The 20,186-nt window shown below is 40.3% G+C and carries 17 protein-coding genes and 1 other annotated feature; all 17 genes read right to left on the reverse strand.

Translation table 11 applies throughout. The features are described 5' to 3' along the window. Positions 1–337: 337 nt before the first annotated feature. Positions 338–865 carry a peptide-methionine (S)-S-oxide reductase MsrA gene (gene msrA / locus B2V22_RS06295; protein WP_290491187.1) on the reverse strand — a complete coding sequence of 176 codons (528 nt, stop codon included), beginning with the start codon at positions 863–865 and terminating at the stop codon, positions 338–340. A gap of 57 nt (positions 866–922) precedes the next feature. Then, positions 923–2,230 carry a serine--tRNA ligase gene (gene serS, locus B2V22_RS06300; protein ID WP_290491189.1) on the reverse strand — a complete coding sequence of 436 codons (1,308 nt, stop codon included), beginning with the start codon at positions 2,228–2,230 and terminating at the stop codon, positions 923–925. A 57-nt stretch (positions 2,231–2,287) separates the two neighbouring features. Beyond that, positions 2,288–2,530, reverse strand: a binding site (T-box leader). A 393-nt stretch (positions 2,531–2,923) separates the two neighbouring features. After that, complete coding sequence (locus B2V22_RS06305; RefSeq protein WP_290491191.1) at positions 2,924–4,333, reverse strand: D-alanyl-D-alanine carboxypeptidase family protein; 1,410 nt, start codon at positions 4,331–4,333, stop codon at positions 2,924–2,926. Next, a complete protein-coding gene (locus B2V22_RS06310) occupies positions 4,334–5,485 on the reverse strand; it encodes a sensor histidine kinase (protein ID WP_290491192.1) in 1,152 nt (383 codons plus the stop codon). It abuts the gene before it with no gap. A 158-nt stretch (positions 5,486–5,643) separates the two neighbouring features. Further along, positions 5,644–6,327, reverse strand: coding sequence for a response regulator transcription factor (locus B2V22_RS06315; RefSeq protein ID WP_290491194.1), 684 nt, complete (start codon positions 6,325–6,327; stop codon positions 5,644–5,646). A 213-nt stretch (positions 6,328–6,540) separates the two neighbouring features. Then, positions 6,541–8,025, reverse strand: a complete 1,485-nt coding sequence (guaB, locus tag B2V22_RS06320) for an IMP dehydrogenase (RefSeq protein WP_290491196.1) — start codon at positions 8,023–8,025, stop codon at positions 6,541–6,543. A gap of 402 nt (positions 8,026–8,427) precedes the next feature. Continuing rightward, positions 8,428–8,940, reverse strand: a complete 513-nt coding sequence (locus B2V22_RS06325) for a thioredoxin domain-containing protein (protein ID WP_290491198.1) — start codon at positions 8,938–8,940, stop codon at positions 8,428–8,430. Positions 8,941–8,965: 25 nt separating this feature from the next. Then, a complete protein-coding gene (locus B2V22_RS06330; protein ID WP_290491200.1) occupies positions 8,966–10,051 on the reverse strand; it encodes a thioredoxin domain-containing protein in 1,086 nt (361 codons plus the stop codon). A gap of 121 nt (positions 10,052–10,172) precedes the next feature. Then, complete coding sequence (locus B2V22_RS06335) at positions 10,173–10,919, reverse strand: DUF1129 domain-containing protein (protein WP_290491202.1); 747 nt, start codon at positions 10,917–10,919, stop codon at positions 10,173–10,175. Between the two features lie 32 nt (positions 10,920–10,951). Further along, positions 10,952–12,046 carry a redox-regulated ATPase YchF gene (gene ychF, locus B2V22_RS06340; protein WP_290491204.1) on the reverse strand — a complete coding sequence of 365 codons (1,095 nt, stop codon included), beginning with the start codon at positions 12,044–12,046 and terminating at the stop codon, positions 10,952–10,954. Positions 12,047–12,164: 118 nt separating this feature from the next. Continuing rightward, the gene (locus B2V22_RS06345; RefSeq protein ID WP_026465520.1) at positions 12,165–12,365 is read right to left on the reverse strand and encodes a DUF951 domain-containing protein; all 201 of its coding nucleotides are present in this window, start codon (positions 12,363–12,365) and stop codon (positions 12,165–12,167) included. A gap of 11 nt (positions 12,366–12,376) precedes the next feature. Further along, entirely contained in the window at positions 12,377–13,360 is a 984-nt protein-coding gene (locus tag B2V22_RS06350; RefSeq protein WP_290491206.1) for a ParB/RepB/Spo0J family partition protein, read from the reverse strand. Next, positions 13,341–14,117: a ParA family protein gene (locus B2V22_RS06355; RefSeq protein WP_290491208.1), complete on the reverse strand. Its 777-nt coding sequence runs from the start codon at positions 14,115–14,117 to the stop codon at positions 13,341–13,343. The genes B2V22_RS06350 and B2V22_RS06355 overlap by 20 nt, the downstream gene beginning before the upstream one ends. 219 nt (positions 14,118–14,336) lie before the next feature. Then, positions 14,337–15,053, reverse strand: a complete 717-nt coding sequence (rsmG, locus tag B2V22_RS06360) for a 16S rRNA (guanine(527)-N(7))-methyltransferase RsmG (RefSeq protein ID WP_290491209.1) — start codon at positions 15,051–15,053, stop codon at positions 14,337–14,339. Between the two features lie 328 nt (positions 15,054–15,381). After that, positions 15,382–17,280, reverse strand: a complete 1,899-nt coding sequence (gene mnmG, locus B2V22_RS06365) for a tRNA uridine-5-carboxymethylaminomethyl(34) synthesis enzyme MnmG (protein ID WP_290491297.1) — start codon at positions 17,278–17,280, stop codon at positions 15,382–15,384. Positions 17,281–17,304: 24 nt separating this feature from the next. Continuing rightward, positions 17,305–18,696, reverse strand: coding sequence for a tRNA uridine-5-carboxymethylaminomethyl(34) synthesis GTPase MnmE (gene mnmE / locus B2V22_RS06370; protein WP_396159341.1), 1,392 nt, complete (start codon positions 18,694–18,696; stop codon positions 17,305–17,307). A gap of 254 nt (positions 18,697–18,950) precedes the next feature. Beyond that, positions 18,951–20,177 carry a GerMN domain-containing protein gene (locus tag B2V22_RS06375; protein ID WP_290491211.1) on the reverse strand — a complete coding sequence of 409 codons (1,227 nt, stop codon included), beginning with the start codon at positions 20,175–20,177 and terminating at the stop codon, positions 18,951–18,953. Positions 20,178–20,186 lie beyond the last annotated feature (9 nt).

The raw sequence follows: 20,186 nt of genomic DNA on the forward strand, positions 1-20,186 counted from the left end.
TTCAAAGGTCTATCTCGTCGCCCTTGTGACAACTATTTAATATTATCACGAGTTTGACTGGAAGTCAACAACATTTTAAAAGTTGTCTAAAAGGTTGTTTTCTCGGTTGTTGTTACGCTGTAACGCAACTATTAGATATTACCATGTTCAGCTGATTGAAGTCAACATTTTTTTTAATGTTTTTCTCTGTTACAACAGAAACAATAATAACGTCTGAAAAATATATTATCACCTTTCTAGGTTCTTGTAAACCTCTTTTTCGTATTTCTTCAAAAAATAAAAGACCCTAGATAATATACCTAGGATCTCCTAAATTCTTTATAGTGAAATATAGCGTTTAAGCTTCTTCCCAACTATCTTGGATGAATGTTTTACGTCCAGATAACTCACTATAACGTTTATAGTGGGCTGGATTCTTTTTGTAGAATTGTTGGTGGTAATCTTCTGCTGGCCAGAAAGTTGATGCTTTCGTGATTTGTGTTAGAACTGGTTTGCTAAAACGACCACTCGCATCTAAGGCTGCTTTAGATTTCTCTGCAGCTTCTGCCTGTTCTTCGCTGTTCACAAAGATTTCAGGTCGATAAGAATCACCACGATCAACAAATTGACCCATTGCGTCAGTTGGGTCTGTTTGTTGCCAATAAATATCAAGCAATTCTGGATAGCTTATTTTTTCATTATCAAATTCAATCTCAACTGCTTCTGTATGACCGGTTGTTCCCGAGCAAACTTCTTCATATGTAGGATTTTCTTTATGTCCACCAGTGTAACCTGATGTCACTTTTTCAATACCGTCCATTTCTTCGAATGGTTGTACCATACACCAGAAACATCCGCCGGCAAATACTGCTGTTTCTTTAGACATCCTAATTGCCCCTTTCGTTATATTAAAAAGAAATTAATCCATCTCTATTGTATTACATTATTTTAATTTTGAAACGCCAGATGCATTTTCTTTTGTGATTTCTGTAATACCACCCATGTAAGGGACTAATGCTTCAGGGATTGTTACTGACCCATCAGCGTTTTGGTAGTTTTCTAGAATAGCTGTTACTGTACGTCCAACTGCTAAACCAGACCCATTTAATGTATGTACATATTCTGGTTTACCATTTGCATTACGGAAACGAATTAAAGCACGGCGCGCTTGGAAAGCTTCAGTATTTGAACATGAAGAAATTTCACGATATGTTTCTTGCGCTGGTACCCATACTTCTAAGTCATAAGTTTTGGCTGCAGAGAAGCCCATGTCTCCAGTTGATAATGTGATGACACGATAAGGTAAGTTTAATTTTTGTAGGATATTTTCAGCATTTGTAACCATTTTTTCTAATTCTTCATAAGAATCTTCTGGGCGTGCGAATTTTACCATCTCAACTTTTTGGAATTGGTGTAAACGAATCAAACCACGAGTATCACGACCAGCAGACCCTGCTTCTGAACGGAAACTTGGAGACATTGCTGTGAAGTAGATTGGTAAATCTTCACCTGGGATGATTTCATTAGCAAAATAGTTTGTTAAAGGTACTTCGGCTGTTGGAATCAATGTTAGGTGACGATCTTCGTTAGATGTTGAGAAGACATCTTCTGTAAATTTAGGGAATTGACCAGTACCATACATAGCTTTGTCATTCACTAAGTAAGGAGGAATGATTTCTTCGTAACCCTCTTCTTGGTGTTGGTCTAACATAAAGTTATAAACTGCACGCTCTAAACGGGCACCTAAACCACGGTAGTAAAGGAAGCGGGCACCTGAAACTTTAGCACCACGTTCAAAGTCTAAAATACCTAATTCTTCACCAATTTCGTAGTGAGCTTTTGGTTGAAAATCAAACTCAGGGGCTTGGCTCCAACGACGCACTTCAACGTTGTCATCTTCATCTGTACCAACTGGTACTGAATCATGTGGTAAGTTTGGTAAACGATCCATGATGTAAGTTACTTGCTCGTCTAATTTAGCCAATTTCTCGTCTAAAACAAGGATTTCTTCCCCTACTTCTTTCATGCGGGCAATTTTATCATCCGCATTTTCTTTGTTACGGCGTAATAAACCAATTTCATCAGAAACGGCATTACGTTCAGCCTTTAAGGTCTCTGTTTGAGAAATCACTTCACGACGTTGGCCGTCTAAATCAATTAATTTCTCTAATTCGTCTTTCGCAACCCCACGGCTAGCGTATTTCTCAGCAGTCGCATCAAAGTTGTCTCTTAGTAATTTAATATCAATCATTTCTTTTCCTCCTATAGTAAGTAAAAATAAAAAAACTATTTCGATCTCCCAAAAAATGGAAGGGACGAAATAGCTTGAAGTTCATATATTATTGCGCGGTGCCACCCTACTTTAAGACACAAAAACACTATGTCTTACGCTCATTAGATAACGGCTAACCCGGTTCTACTTAATTAGGATAATATCCTCATATTCGTAGTCAGTGATTGTGTGGATTCATATCGCTTAATTACCTGCTTTCACCTGCCGCAAGTTCTCTAGAAATCAGCCTATATTACTAGTCACAATCGATACTTTCTTTTATTGCCTCCATTATATATTTGAGTGAAATAAAAGTCAATTGCCTCAAATTAGGTGTTAATAAAGTCATTTAGACATGGGCAGAGCTGGGGGAAAAGTCATTTATAGATAGTTGACACTTTCACTTGTGGCTGTCACTTCACATACGCAAAATTAAGCAACACTCAAATCTAGGCTGCTTCGTACAAAGCACCCCTATAAAGTCACAAATAAGCTTCTACAGAAACGTTAAAAAGTCATGACAAGATATCATGACTTTAGCGAAAAATATAATTCTTTTACAAATAGTGTAGTTCAGGCCTGTGTAAAAAACGAAGTGTGTCCGTCTCTAGATAAATTTATAAATCATTTGAGAAATACGAGTATTTCATTTCTTGAAAATCTATATTGTTATTAACTAAAAACGCCTTGGATATCTTCCTTCCAGCCTTTAAATAAATCTTCCATAATCCGGGCCACTTGTACAACAATGCTGACCTTATCGACATCTTCTGCTGGTACAATGGCATTTGACATGTCCAATTGGTTAAAGAGACTCTCATCAAAGTTTACCATCGTATTGAAAGTATTAATTGATTGGTCCACTGACAACGGCGCTGTAAGCGCCAAATTCCCTACAGCGTCATATTGGAAGGCTGCATCATAAGTTGTAGTCGAATTATTTTCTAAATCATAATTGTATGGTAAGAATAGGGCATTTGTTTTGGCATAATTCAGATCCACGCCACTAACGACACCTTGGTAAATAGCTACGTTATCAGCGGGCAACCAAGTGGTACCTTCTTCATAAAGGGTAGTATAAGCAAGGTTTTCTTGTAGGGCAGTCAGTAATGTGCCTGTATTTACATACCGTTCATCTTCTGTTTCAGCACCTAGAGTCACAAGCATGATGTCGCGGCCATCGATTTGACTCATGATGATGATACAACGACCGGCAATAGATTCAGTCCCTGTTTTAAGACCAGATACGTCGTCACGTTCGTAGGCATTGCCTGGTAGAAACAGGTTGGTGCTCTCTAAAGTATAAGTCTCCGTATCCGATACTTGGAATTCTTTTGAAGTGACATTAGACCGTTCTAAAACATCCGGATATTCATTGACGATTTCACGGGCCACGAACAAGATGTCGCGAGCCTGCATCATATTTTCTTGGTCAATTGAGTACGGTGACGCAGAACCATCAGTTGTGGTTAACCATGAACCAGCTAGACCAGAAGCGGTATATAGTTCGAAATTTTTGATGCCTAATTCGGTTAATTTGTCACTCATCATTTCAACAAAAGCTTGCTCTGAGCCAGCAATATATTCAGCCAAGGCAACTACAGCTGCATTCCCTGACCCAATCACAGCAGCATCAATTAAAGCATCCACTGTATAATAATCAGTTGATTCTTCTAGTGGCACATTGGATAAACCAGCCGCTACGGAAAGCGCTGAAACTGCCTCTGAGACAGGCACTTTAGTGTCGAAAGACAAATTTCCTGCTGCAATTTCATCATATACAACAAACAAGGCAATTAACTTGGTCAATGAAGCAATCCCGTGTAACTCGGCCCCATTTTGGTCATATAAAATTTGGCCAGATTCGCTATCAATGGCCATCGCGGCATCAATATTCAACCCGTAATTTGTCGCAATTTCTTCTGAGAACTCTGCTACCGTACCACTTGTCGCCTCACTCGCTTGACTAGTATCTACAGTTGTATTTTCAGTTGCTAACACAGCCATTGGCACTTGGGCCAAATTGAGTCCTAACAAGGCAACCAATGCTGTGGTTAAAACTTTTGTCAACTTATTCTTCACTTACATTCGCTCCATTTCTACATAATCTTCTAAATCTTCAAAGCGATTAGGAATGGTGAAAATGAACCGCGTCCCTTTATGGTCCGACTCCGCGTGAATTTCACCACGGTGCAGTTCAATAATCGATTGCGTAATCGCTAACCCCAAACCACTACCCGTCTGTGGCTCAGTTCGAGATTTATCCCCCCGATAAAATCTCTGGAATAGGTCCTTTAATTGCCCTTTAGGAATCTTAGCGCCGTCATTTTCAACGATAAACTTGGTCTTTTCTTGGTCTTGATAGATTGAAATCCTGATATACTTACCCTTTCCACCATATTTAAAGACGTTGGTAAATAAATTGGAAAAGATACGCACAAATTTTTCTGGGTCAATATCGACCAGGATATTGTCATCCGGTTCGGCCACAATTTGAAATTCACGGCCGACTTTATGGGCTTCTAATTCAAATTCTACCGTAATTTGTTCTACCATACGGACCACATTGATCCGGTTAATGGCCAACTTAGTATCCACTTGTTTAACCTTCGTATATTCAAACAAATCTTCAGTCATACGTTGCATTTGAATGGCCTTATCGTAAGCAATGTTGATATACTTCATAGCCTTTTCTGGGTCTTTCAACTCTTCCTGCTTCAATAAGGTCAAGTAACCAATCACGGAAGTAAGGGGCGTACGAATATCATGACTCATATTGGTTATCAAGTCATCTTTAGACTGTTCAATCCGTCGCTCCTCTTCCCTCGCTTTTACAGTGGAGTCAACCAAACGATTAATCGAATCTACAACCGGCTGCATGCCATTCAGATCGGAAGTAGAAATCTTATGATGGTAGTTTCCTTGCGAGATATAGTGCAACTCTTCAAGAACATAGCCCAATTGAACCGCCCGTAGCCGACGATAAATCCGCCAGCCAACAAAGGAAACACTCATCACCAAGTAAACCATGGTTAGAGACAGAAAGAAATTTTGTTGAAATTGTGGGTGGACAAAAAAAGAGCCAGGATATGTCCGTAATAAGACTGAATAATTGGTTTCATAAACCGTGATCAACACGAACATTAACCCAAAATACAGTATGACCAATATCGCTAGCCACACAATCGCTTCAAAAAAAAGCTCTGTATGCATTCTACTTTTCTTTTTTTGCAAGAGCGCACCTTCTAACTATCACTAGACTATTAACTAACTAACCGATTACCCAACTACTATAAAAATGTAAAAAAGACTAGGAACCTTGATACCAATATCGCATTCCCCAGTCTTATTGAACATTGACCATGATACCAGACACTTTCTATACTTAGCACTTAGGCTGTAATTTTATAACCGACACCCCAAACAGTTGAGATTACCTTGTCCCCACCTGTAGCTTCACCAATCTTATCACGCAAATGGCTCACGTGAACCATAACCGTCTTCGCTGATACCACAGACTCTTGCTGCCACACACGTTCAAAAATCTCGTCAGCCGAGAATACGTTATTTGGATTACTAGCTAGTAAGTATAATATACCAAATTCTAGCGCAGTTAGTTGAATTTGTTGTCCATCCGTTGTCATTACCTCATGAGAATTTTTGTTGATCACAAGTGGACCAACCTCAATCGTTGCTGAATCATCGCCAGCAGAAGAAGCACGACGCAATAAAGACTTGATACGAGCCATAACTTCAAGCGGGTTAAAGGGTTTCGTCACATAATCATCCGCACCAGTCGTTAATCCAGAAATCTTGTCCATATCAGACGATTTAGCAGATAATAGTAAGATTGGCATATCCACATCACGTTTACGTAACTCCTTGATCACCGTAATTCCGTCCTTACCAGGCATCATAATATCCAACACCATCATAGCAATATCAGGATTTTCAGCAATTTTCTTCAAGGCCTCATCCCCATCAAAAGCCTGGATTACCTCGTAGTCTTCATTTGTAGCATATATAGTTAATAATTCAACGATTTCCTTATCGTCATCAGTAATTAAAATTTTCATTAGGTCATCCTCCGAACACTATAGTTTCTCTATCTTATTTTAACAAACCCCAACCACATAAGTCCTATATTTCTATTTAAAAGTAGTTAAGAATGCCTTAAGACTTGATATCACAGGCTTTTTCGACCCAGTTTAAACATTTTCCCAATTGAAAAAGGACAAGCGCAGTCTTGCTGACCCACTTGCCCTTGGAAAATTTTCATTTTTAATCGATTAGCCTCTTGAATAGTTTGGCGCTTCTTTAGTGATTTGTACATCGTGCGGATGTGATTCAATTAAACCAGCACCTGTCATGCGAATAAATTGTGCATGTTGACGTAAGTCTTCAATTGTTGCAGCACCGCAATAGCCCATACCTGATTCAATACCACCAAGTAATTGGAAGATAATACCAGAAACAGAACCCTTATAAGCAACGCGTCCTTCGATGCCTTCAGGCACTAATTTGTTGGCTTCGTTGACCTCACCTTGGAAATAACGGTCCGCAGAACCTTTTTTCATAGCCCCTAATGAACCCATACCACGGTAAGTTTTAAATTGACGCCCTTGGAATATTTCTAATTCCCCAGGTGCTTCGTCAGTACCCGCTAACATTGATCCTAACATCACTGCATGGCCGCCAGCCGCTAAAGCTTTGACAATATCCCCTGAGAATTTAATCCCACCATCCGCAATAATAGTCTTGCCGTATTCGTTAGCTACACTAGCTGCGTCATAGACCGCTGTAATTTGTGGTACCCCAACACCAGCAACCACACGTGTTGTACAAATTGAACCAGGTCCAATCCCTACTTTAACCACGTCAACACCTGCTTCATATAAAGCACGCGTACCTTCAGCTGTCGCTACATTTCCAGCGATTAAAGTAGCCTCTGGGAACTCTTGGCGAATTTGTGCAATTTTACGTAAAACCCCTGCAGAGTGACCATGTGCAGTATCGATTACAATCGCATCTGCGCCTGCTTCAAGTAAAGCAGCAACACGTTCAAATGTATCTGAAGTAACGCCAACTGCAGCACCCGCAATCAAACGACCTTTTGCGTCTTTAGCAGAATTTGGATAGTCTGTTACCCGTTCAATATCTTTAATGGTGACTAAGCCAGTTAAACGGCCTTGGTCATCAACTAATAATAATTTCTCAATACGGTTTTCGTATAAGATATGGCTTGCTTCTTCTAAAGAAGTCCCTTGTGGTGCAACCACTAAGTCATCCTTAGTCATGACATTTTCAATGGCTTGGTCATGATTTTCCAAGAAACGGATGTCACGGTTTGTTAAGATCCCCAACAATTTGTGGTCTTCTTCATTATTGATAATTGGTACACCAGAAATGCGGTAACGACTCATTAATGCCACTGCTTCTTTCACAGAAGATTCAGGGAATAAGTAGAATGGATCTGAAATGACACCTGATTCTGAACGCTTCACCTTACGTACTTCATCCGCTTGTTGGGCGATTGTCATGTTTTTGTGAATAATACCAAGTCCACCTTGGCGTGCCATAGCGATGGCCATTCTTGCATCCGTTACAGTATCCATTGAAGCTGAAAGGATTGGAATATTTAATTTCAAGTTGGGTGCCAACTGTACGCCTAAATCTACCTCGTTAGGCAACACCTCTGAATGTGCCGGCAATAGTAAGACATCATCAAATGTTAATCCCTCTTTAGCGAACTTGTTTTCCCATGCAGTAGTCATTGTCATTCATTCCCCTTTTCTGTATAAATTGATTTTTACTATCCTACCACCATACACCAACAAGGTCAACCTTATATTTCGTAAATAAATGGATTATTTTTATATATTAAAGATATAGTTCGTTTTTCATTTGGTTGAAAAAGGAATATGTGGTTTTGAAAACTTGTATCAAATTTTAACGTTCGTAAATTGGCTAAAGGCATTACCTCTTCTTTTGCCTAGATATATTTACCTTGTGCCTATAGCAAAATCCATTGTTAACAAGCCCCCATAAATCTATGACGCAACGACATACTTTTAAAAATTCAAATCCAATATTTATACGACACAAAAAGCCGTGACATTAAGTCACGACCTTTGATTGATCATTCGTATAAGTTTGCCAAGAAAAAATCAAAACACTTAGATTCTTTCCATTATGGCTTGTTTGAATGCTTCTGGGTCTACTGTTTCAACGAAGGCATGGTCTTCGATGAAAATTGTTGGCACCGCACCGACACCGACTGCTTGTGCTTCTTCAAATACGCGAGCTGCTAGTTCGCTATTGTCTTGTTGCACACGTCCTTGTTGGGTTAAATAGGCTTCAACTTTATCAAGATCTAGACGCGCCCAGTCTTTTTGCGACCGAAGGTATTGGTTTGCCACACTATAGGCCGCTTCTTGGTTGTCGTAATCGATGTAATCATGGACCAGATTGCCTTTTTGTAGACGCGGACTGGTTTTATCATAGTGCTTCAAAATCCGTTGCACCTGTCCTGTTTGAACTAATGGATCTAGGAAGAAGGCGAATTGCTCATGGTAATTTAAGACATCCGGACAAGCAAGATTGTAGTATTCAACGATTTTAACCTTGGCTGTATCTTTTCCAAGTTTAATCGCATCTTGGTAGGTGATTTTATCTGTTTGAAAGGTCATTAAAATGCCTCCTTATTAAATTTCCTTACTTGGCAATTTGATCGTCTAAGTAAGCAATTAATTCAGTAGCTGCATCTGGCCCAACAAAGGCTTTGTCATTATTTACGACAATTGTTGGGGTTGCTGAACCACCAATAGCTTCAAATTCAGCTTTAACGACATCGTTTTGCAGGCGGTTGCCTTGGTATTGGTAAGATAGCGTTTCAATAGCATAGTCAACGATGCCACCAAAGTCTGTCGTTTTCCATTCACCATGACGGGCGAAGATTTCTTTGAATTGTTTGTAGGCTTTTCCTTGGTCCTTGTAGTCTACAAAACGGTTAATAACTTCCCCTTTAGCTAAGCCAGCCTTATCGATATCAACGTGTTTGATAATCCGTTGAATCTTCCCTTCATCCGCTAGGCCCTCTAATTTTTCAGACACGGCGTCTTCAAAGTTTTTAGACCCTTGGCAACGGAAGTTGATGTATTCTGTCACCTTAATCGGCGCATCATCTTGGCCGTATTTAATAGCCCGTTTATCCGTAACCTTGTCTAAATCTAATTTGTCGGCCCCGAAATCATAGGCTTCTGTTGCAGTAGCTGTTTGGTAAGCAGCGTTAAACCATTCGCGGATGGTATTATTGTCTTCGTGCTCGTCAAAGGCTTGGCCAAATACATAGGCAGTTGGCACTGTTTTTGCCCCTACTTCAACCGCTTCAGCTTTAATGGCTTCCTGGGTATCGTCGTTGTCTTGTTTAGTGTAACCTAATTGATTTTCAGCATAAGCTGCCACGCCTGCTTCGTCTAATTCCGTCCATTCCTGACGGGTTGCAAACATCTCTGTTAACTGCTTGAAGGCATTTTCTGGGTCATCGTAAGTCAGGTAACTATGCATCACATTCCCTTTTCGCAAGTGACCAGTTGGGCGGTCTAGAGGCTTCACAATATATTGTACTTTGCCCGCTTCAACGAATTCTTGAATAATCGCCGTATTTTGTTGTTCGAATTTTCGTGAAAAAGGACATTCTACGTTTAAGTAGGCATATAGTTTTACCGGTGCGTCTGCTTTCCCGTAGCGAAATCCTAAGTCATCTGAAACTGTTGAGAAATCAATATTTGTTGCATCCATTTTATTACACGTCCTTTGTACTTTTAATACCTTTATCTTAACGAAGTTTTGTCGTTATGCCAAAAATATCAACTCGAAGCTATCAAAAAAGCCTGCCAGAATAACTGACAGACCCTAGTCTTTAGAATAAGGTATTTTGCACTTTGAATTCGCGTTTAAACCACCATCTGCCGGCTAAACCTAGGACTGCTAGGGCTAAGTAAGCGAATAATGGCAATTCTGGGTTAATACCCGCTGGCAAGAATTCAGTTAGGGAAATGAGTAGGATCCAGGCCAATAAAACGGCTACTGAAATCAAGATATACCGCATAGTGCCGCGTTCTTTCTTCGGTTTAGACATATCTGGTTGGTTTGTTGTCAGAACAGCCATTGCTAGCCCCCCAACAATAAAGTTCAAGATTAAGGTGAATAAACCAGCTGGGCCTGATGAAGCATTTTCTGAACCGATTAATAAGGTCAATCCAGAAATACCCGCGAATACACCACCAATTAATAAGCCACCTTCAACCCAGTAGTGCCAGAACGGGCTGTCGCCTGCTTGAACTACCCCATCCCCATTGTTAGGGTTTTGGTGTAGTTCTTGGGCGTAAGTTGTTGGTGTGCCGTATAATTGTTTAGCAGTAACCCCTTTATCTTGCTCTTCAATAAGGGTATGCAACATTTGATTTTCTTTTAAGTCGATATCGCCATCGTAACCTAGAGTATTGATTTCATTCTTAAATTTAATCATAAATTCTTGGTTACGTTTGGTTAAGCCTGCGTATAGGCCTTCGCGTTCGTTTTTGATGCGTTGGCGGGCTGCTTTTTCAGTCGCTTCACGTTCAGCTTGAATTTCAGCTCTCGATTTTTTCTCATTTCCTAATGCCATTGTTGGTCAAATCTCCTTTTGCCTGAATGATTTTAAACGTTAAATCTAAATAGTAAGATATCGCCGTCTTTCACAACGTAGTCCTTACCTTCAGAACGATAGCGACCTGCTTCTTTGGCTGCTTTTTCACTACCATAAGTCAGTAAATCTTCATAAGATAAGGTTTCTGCACGGATAAAGCCTTTTTCAAAGTCTGAGTGAATGACACCCGCTGCTTGTGGGGCTTTCATGCCCTTTTTGAAGGTCCAAGCACGTACTTCTTGTTCACCAGCAGTAAAGAAAGTTTCAAGACCTAATAAAGTGTAGGCGCGTTGGATTAAACGGTCTAATCCAGACACTTCCATCCCTAAGTCTTCCATGAACATTTCACGGTCTTCATCGTCCAACGATGCCAATTCTTCTTCGATTTGTGCTGAAACAATTACCACTTCAGCATCCTCTTCACTCGCAATACCGCGTACGATTTCAACATAGTCATTACCAGTTGCTGCATCATCCTCGTTTACGTTCGCTACGTATAAGATTGGTTTTGTTGTCAAAAGGAACATGCGGTCAATAAATGGCTGTTCTTCTTCAGTAAAAGTCACTGTTCGAGCTGATTTACCAGCTTCAAGTACCTCTTTTACCTTAGCTAAAGCGTTGGCTTCAACGATTGCATCATGGTCTTTCGATTTAGCCATTTTAACTGCTTTTTCATAGCGTTTATTGACTGTTTCTAAGTCAGATAAGATTAATTCTAGGTTAATTGTTTCAATATCGTCAGCTGGATCTACTTTTCCAGAAACGTGGGTGATATTTCCATCTTCAAAACAACGAACTACATGGATAATCGCATCTACTTCACGAATGTTGGCTAAGAATTTGTTTCCTAACCCCTCACCCTTACTTGCCCCTTTAACAATTCCGGCAATATCCGTAAATTCAAAAGTTGTTGGGACAGTTTTCTTTGGTACGTAGATTTCAGTAAGTGTTTGTAGACGGCTATCTGGTACCTCTACAACCCCCACATTCGGGTCGATTGTTGCAAAGGGATAGTTTGCAGCTTCTACTTGAGATTTTGTGATTGCATTAAATAAGGTAGATTTTCCCACGTTTGGTAATCCTACAATTCCGGCAGTTAAGGCCATTTCTTCACGCTACTTTCTTTATTAAGGGTATTTTTTCTTTATTTCTATCATTTAAGTCATTTTGATGATTGAAAACTCGAACACATCAGACCAATATAGGCAATACTTGTATTAACCCCTAGTTATTGTCTGCGGGTTGAATGATTTTCTTCATTTTCTTTTCAAATTCACGGCGTGGCATCATGACTGATTGACCACAACCTTGACATTTAATGCGGATATCCGCACCTAAACGAATGATTTTCCAAGCATTTTCACCACAAGGGTGTTGTTTTTTCATTTGCACGATATCGTGCATGCCATATTCTTTGTCTCCCAAGACATACACCTCTAATCTTCAAATTCAATATTTAAAATATCTAGAATACGGGTTAAATCTTCTTCAGAAAGGTATTCGATTTCGATTTTACCGCGTTTTCCGCGACTATTGATTTGGACATTCGTCCCAAATTTATCCATTAACCGGTCTTCGCTTTCGCGGATATAAGGTGGCACGACTTCTTTCTTGCCGTCGTCTTTTTTTATATCCTTGTCCGCTGGCTCATTTAAGGCTTGTACCATTTTCTCCAATTGGCGAACGGTAATGCCTTCTGCAACAACCTTCTTAGCTAGACTTGATTGGTCTTTTTTCGATTTTAACCCTAAAATAGTCCGGGCCTGACCTGCTGATAAAGCACCTGATTGCACTAGGGCTTTGATATCGTCACTCAAACCTAGTAAACGTAAATGGTTGGTGATATAAGTTCTGGATTTCCCAAGCCGTTTAGCAGCTTCATCTTGTGTAATGGCTAAAACATCAATCAATTGTTGGTAAGCCATAGCTTCTTCTAGGGCAGTTAGGTTTTCACGTTGTAAGTTCTCGATGATAGACGCTTCAATCATCTGTTCATCAGAAAATTCACGTACAATGGCTGGAACTGTCGTTAAACCGGCGATTTTAGACGCACGAAAACGACGTTCACCAGCAATAATTTCATACCCTTTCACCGCAGATTTACGTAGGGTAATCGGCTGAAAAATGCCTTGCTCTTGAATCGATTTGGCCAAGTCGTTCAAGGCATCTTCATCAAATTGGTGTCGGGGTTGGTAAGGGTTTGGACGAATATCTTCAACACTGATCTCCTGCACCATTTTGTCAGTCGCAGTGGCTTCAACAGTCGCTTCACTTGTAGTTTGCTTACTTGTTTCGGCTGTATCTTTTACGTCAACTTGCTCTTGGTCTGTCTCATCCTGGGTAAAAAGTGCTTCGCCGCCAAAAAAGGCATCAATCCCGCGGCCAAGTCCCTTATTATGCTTATTTGTTTGTTTCGCCATTATTTTCTAGCACTTCCTTTGCCAATTCCAGATACACTTCAGCACCACGAGAACGAATATCATAATCAATGATGGATTGTCCATATGATGGTGCTTCAGACAGGCGCACATTTCGCGGAATCAAGGTCGTATACACTGCTTGACCAAAGTACTTCCGGACTTCTTCTACAACCTCGTTCGATAAGTTTGTTCTTGCATCATACATTGTCATTAAAACACCTTCAATTTTTAAGCTTGCATTGAAGTGTTTTTGAACTAATTGGATTGTGTTCAATAATTGACTTAATCCTTCTAGTGCGTAGTATTCACTTTGTACTGGAATCAGTACGGAATCAGCACTGGTGAAGGCATTGATTGTCAAGTGACCTAGTGAAGGTGGACAGTCAATGAAGATATAGTCATAGTCATTTCTAATTGATTGGATGGCTTCTTTCATCTTTTGTTCACGGTGGGAGATGCTGGTTAACTCAACCTCAGCCCCTGCCAATGAAATTGTTGCCGGTACAACAGAAAGGTTCTCGCGTGATGAAGACACTACCGCGTCTTTTACGGCAACTTCGTTGATCAATACGTCATAAATGCTATTATCAACAGAACCCTTAGCAATCCCTAAACCACTGGTCGCATTCCCTTGCGCATCACTATCGATCAATAAAATTTTCTTTCCTTGATAGGCAAGTGCGGATGCTAAGTTGACAGTTGTTGTTGTCTTCCCGACACCACCTTTTTGATTGGCGACTGCGATTACTTTACCCATTTTCTAACCCCCTACGTTGTATACATCATTTTCAATAAAAAAGGAACGGAATGCGTTTCCGTTCCTTTCGCATTCATTCAAAATAGTTTGGACTATTTTTCGCAATATTATGCTTGTCATGTCGTCTATTCTTTTCCATTGTACCAAAAAAGCCTCTATATTGTTTAAAGAATTCTATTATCAAATAAAATACCTTTACTGAGTATAGCTTTCAATTAACTATAATGGACTTTTCGCTGGTTTTCCTGGCTTACGCGGATATTTATTTGGTGTTTCTTTTGGTTTTTCAATCCGTAGAATATGGCGTTCGCCTGCTTCAGCTGGCAGGTCAAATTGAATATCTTCCGCAAACTTACCGCCTAAAATAGCAATGGCATGTTTGGCTTCTTCGATTTCATCATCTGATTTTTGCGCTTTCATAGCTAGAAATTGGCCGTCCTTTTTCACTAGAGGTAAACAAAATTCTGCTAGCAAGTTGAGGCGGGCTACTGCTCTAGCTGTTGCAAAGTCGAATTGGCCGCGGAATTGTAGGTTTTGACCAAAGGTTTCAGCGCGATCGTGGTAGGCATGCACACCTTCTAAACCAAGTTCATTCACCACTTCATTGATAAAGTTGATGCGTTTATTCAATGAATCAACAATGGTGATGTCTAAGTTTGGCAAGGCAATTTTCAGTGGAATACTTGGGAAACCAGCTCCTGAACCTACATCCACCAAGCGATATTCCTGGTCAGCCATCTCTACATGCATGGCTACAGTCAGCGAATCATAGAAATGCTTCAAATAAACTTCTTCTAATGCCGTAATCGCTGTTAAATTAATTTTTTCATTCCATTCAACTAATAACTCGAAATAACGGTTAAATTGTGCCATTTGTTGGTCATTTAGTTGGATCCCAGCTTCAGCAAGGCTACTTTTAAATTGTTCTGGATTCATAATCGTCTACTTTCTATATTGAATTCTGAGGCCATATTAAATACTTGGTAAAATGCTTTCCCATTCTTCTATTTCATTTACATGGAAAATAAAACGTTTTAGCATATGACTACTCCTTTTCGATTCAATTCCCAATGTTTTCTCAATCAAATTATAGCATAGCCCGCTTTTTAAAAGAAGATAAGGTCCTTGAAGAACACAAATTATAATAGACCCGAAATGATGCCCATCACAGACCATTTGACTGTAAATATGATGCACTATTGATGATAAATCACAAAAAGCTATCCCTATTTTCTGGGATAGCTTTTTTTAATGTACTTACTGGTTAAACGCGTGCTACATGCCCGCCTTGTAAGTAAACCATAATAATGGATACATCTGCTGGGTTTACCCCTGATACACGACTGGCTTGTGCCAAAGTACGTGGGCCGATTTCTTTCAATCGTTGACGCGCTTCGGTGGCTAAGCTGTCGATGGCATCCCAATCGATGTCAGCTGGAATTTCTTTTTGCTCTAAACGATGTAATTTTTCTACTTTACGTTGTTCTTTCACAATATAGCCAGCATATTTGATTTGGATTTCAACTTGTTCTAATACTTGACGTGATAAATCCTTGTCGCTTGGGGCAAATTTAAGGATATCATCAATTTTAAGCTCTGGACGACGTAGTAAGTCACTCGCCATAATACCATCTTTTAAAGCTGCAGAATTTTTCTCTGCAAGGTAGTCTTGTAATTCTTGAGTTGGTTTCAAGCGAACATTGGCTAAACGGTCTAACTCTTCAGCAACCTCTGCTTGGTTTGATTTATATAAGTTGTATTGTTCTTCAGATACTAAACCAAATTCATAACCTTTTTCAGTTAGACGAGTATCAGCGTTGTCATGACGTAATAATAAACGGTATTCAGCACGTGATGTTAATAATCGATACGGTTCAGTTGTCCCTTTTGTGACTAAGTCATCGATCATTACCCCAATATAGCCTTGGTCACGGCCAATAACAAATGGTTCTTCGCCGCGGATTTTTAGGACGGCATTGATTCCTGCGTATAAACCTTGACCAGCAGCTTCTTCATAACCAGAAGTACCATTTGTTTGACCAGCTGTAAATAAGTTGGCCACTTGTTTTGTCTCTAAGTTTACTTTCAATTGGTTTGGTTTCACCACATCGTACTCAATGGCATAGCCGTTACGCATGATACGTGCATCTTCCAAGCCTTTAATTGAATGAATCATGTCATTTTGAACGTCTTCTGGTAGTGAAGTTGAAAGTCCTTGGACATAGATTTCTTCGTTGTCTAACCCTTCAGGTTCAAGGAAGATTTGGTGTTTTGGTTTATCTGCAAAACGCACAATCTTATCTTCAATTGACGGGCAGTAACGGGCACCTACACCCTCAACAATCCCTGTAAACATCGGTGCACGGTGTAAGTTTTCACGAATCGTTCCATGGGTTGCTTCATTAGTATAAGTCAAGAAACATGGGACTTGGTCTACTAATGGTAAGTAATCCGCGTCTTTAGACATGAATGAAAAATGATTCGGTGCATCATCACCCGGTTGTATTTCCGTTGCCTCATAGTTGATCGTACGTTTATCCACGCGTGGCGGTGTACCCGTTTTAAAGCGGGCAATATCAAAACCATATTTTTCCGCCATATTCCCAGTCAATTTCTCAGCTGGTTGCGAGTTGTTTGGACCTGAAGAATATTTTAATTCTCCAATAATAATTTCACCACGGGCTGCCGTACCAGTTGTCAAAATAACAGCATCTGCACGATAAATAGCACCTGTGTTGGTGATAATCCCTTTAACCGTATCATCTTCAATAATCAAGTCGTCTACTAAACCTTGTCGTAGGGTTAAGTGGTCTTGGTTTTCGATAGTTTTACGCATTTCTTTGGCGTATTCATCTTTATCTGCTTGCGCACGTAAGGCACGGACAGCTGGTCCCTTACCTGTATTTAGCATACGCATTTGGATATAGGTCTTATCAATATTGCGGCCCATTTCACCACCGAGGGCGTCGATTTCTCTGACAACTACCCCTTTAGCCGGTCCCCCAATTGACGGGTTACATGGCATAAAGGCCACCATATCAATATTAATCGTGATCAACATGGTTTCAGCCCCCATACGCGCTGCGGCTAAGGCTGCTTCACTACCTGCATGCCCTGCACCAACTACAATGACATCATATTTGCCTGCTTCATAAGTTTGCATCATCTCATCCTTTCTACGCTTCTTTTATTTACCTAAACAGAATTGACTGAATAGTTGTGTTAATAGTTCATCCGGTGCATTTTCACCAATAATTTCACCTAAAATCTCCCAAGCACGGGTAAAGTCGATTTGAATCAAGTCAACTGGCATGCCCATATCAATCCCGTTTCTCACTTCGTCTAATGATTGACTAGCTTTTTGTAAAAGGTCTATATGACGCGCGTTAGAAACATAAGTCGCGTCTTTTTCCCCTGATTGTCCTGAGAAGAAGTAGTCTGCAATTTTCTCCTCTAAAGCGTCAATACCTTCTTGAGTCATCATAGACGTGGCAATGATTTCGTCCTCTTCAACCCACTCTAACAGGGATTCTTTTAAAAGTTGGTTTGGTAAATCAATTTTATTCATGATAATAATTCGTTTATGGTCTTGGGTTAAGGCTAAAAGCTCGCGGTCACCAGCTGTTAAGGCTTCAGATTGATTGAGCAATAATAACACCAATTCGGCTTCCGTTAAGGCCTTCTTCGATCGTTCCACACCAATACGCTCCACCACATCTTCTGTGTCACGAATACCCGCTGTATCCACTAATTTCAAGGGTACCCCGCGGATATTGATATATTCTTCAACCGTGTCACGCGTTGTGCCTTCAATATCCGTTACAATGGCCTTTTCTTCTCTTAATAAGGCATTCAGTAAGGAAGATTTCCCCACATTTGGACGACCCACAATGGCAGTTGAAATCCCGTCACGCAAGATTTTTCCTTGTTTAGCGGTTGATAATAAGCCATCAATTCGATCCTTGATAATAGTTGTCTTCTCACCCAATAATTTAAGGGTCATTTCTTCCACATCATCGTATTCAGGATAGTCAATGTTTACTTCAACTTGCGCCAAGGTATTTAAGATGTCTTGACGTAAATTTTCGATTAAATTGGATAATTTTCCGTCCAACTGCTTCACAGCTAAATCCATTGACCGGTCCGTCTTGGCACGGATTAAATCCATCACAGCTTCTGCTTGGGTTAAGTCAATTCGCCCGTTGATAAAAGCACGTTTGGTGAATTCACCTGGTTCTGCTAGGGTAGCCCCTTCCCGCAAAACGAGTTCCAGCACGCGATTTGTCGCCACAATCCCACCATGGGTATTAATCTCAACAATATCTTCACGCGTAAATGTTTTTGGTTCACGCATAACAGACACCATCACTTCGTCAATCTCTTGACCATCTTTTGGGTCCACAATATGGCCATAGTGAATGGTATGACTATCTTGCGTACTCAATTTTTTCTGACCTAATTTATAAACCTTATCTGCAATCGCTAGTGCGTCATCACCTGAAAGACGGACAATCCCAATCGCACCTTCGCCCGGCGCCGATGAAATAGCTGCAATTGTATCAAAACCACGAGTAATCATGAATATATTCCTTTCTATCTAATTTTATCTAATATTGTTTATATTTGTGCAAATAAAAAAGCGCCCAATCTACCCCTCCCATGGCCTGGTCGGACTAGAAAGACACTTTGACTGTCAAACTACTTTTTTATACATTCGGTATTATACGCAATCTCCATTTAAAAGTAAACAATAAAGTCTTCATTGAAGCAGAATATTTAAAGGCACAAATAAGGGGTATGACACGACTGCCATACCCCTTAGCGTTATATGTTTTACTCTTCAATCATACTGGCGTTCATGACCGATTCGGGAATTTCAAATACTGGATTGGCTTCATTCAACCCTACTAGTCCGTCGATTTCAATAGGATCGCCATCGATACGCGGTTCAATATAGTCTGCATTATAGTAGCTCTTCAAACTAGCCATGATACTATTGAGCTTTTGCATACCCCATTCGTCATCCGCCAAAGCTGTAATGCCAGACGAAAAGTCGACATAAAGCGTCTTTTCAAATGTTTCTTCATTTGTTTCAGTTGTTAAGCTTTGAATTGCTGCATCCGCTGGTAATAATTGCGGACGGCTGTCATTTTCGCTTTGGAATAGACTTGTAAAAGCTGCAGTCATATCATCATTGGTTGTGATATTGACCGACTCGTTAGCTTGTGTGTATCCATCTTTAGCTACTGGATAGTAGACTGAAACTGGTTCGGCCCAACCTTCAGTACTCAATTCAGCCAAATCTTGGACTACAGTATACGGGGCATCCGGGTCTGTCGATTCACTTGAGGCATAAACTAAACCAACGCCGGCTGCATAATATTCTTTATTCACAAAATCACCCGTATCTTCAGTCACTTCAATCGTGTCATATAGACCATTTTGAGTCGACATGGGGACACCAATCGCAGTGATTTCCCTAGTAGTACCAAGGCCTGTTTCCCAAGACTGACCTAATGCTATAGGCCCTTCAAGTAAGGTCTCTGTATTTTCTGGATCAATTAAAGCTGCCGCATCTATCTTCTCATGCGCATAGTATTCCGGCTGAGTATAGACCACACGCACCGCATCTTCAGTTACTTCTACCATCTCTAAAACAGATGTCCCGCCATTGTTCGTCCGCATATATATCGTATCGTCCTCAATATAATCATAGGTTCTACTAAAACTAGCATACTCATTCCCGGTACCCGCAAATTCACTGGCATAACCAGTTGTCAGGGGAAAATAATCAGCCACTGTTAAAGCGGACGTCACTTCTGAGGATGAACTCTCACTTGCTTCATCATCCGTATCACTTTCTGCTTCTGGACTCGACTGACTGGATTGTGAATCTCCTGATGCATCATCATTGGCACTATGACCAGCACTTGAGGATACTTGTTCAGACGAGGATGCCTCACTTTCATCATAAATCTCTACTGCATTATTAAACCAAGAACACGAACCTAACAGTAATGACGTACTCAATAGTAAAAACCATCTTGCTTTTTGTTTCATCTTTGACAC

The organism is Aerococcus sp. UBA6277, from assembly GCF_002440555.1.
In the GTDB taxonomy this organism is placed as follows: Bacteria; Bacillota; Bacilli; order Lactobacillales; family Aerococcaceae; genus Aerococcus.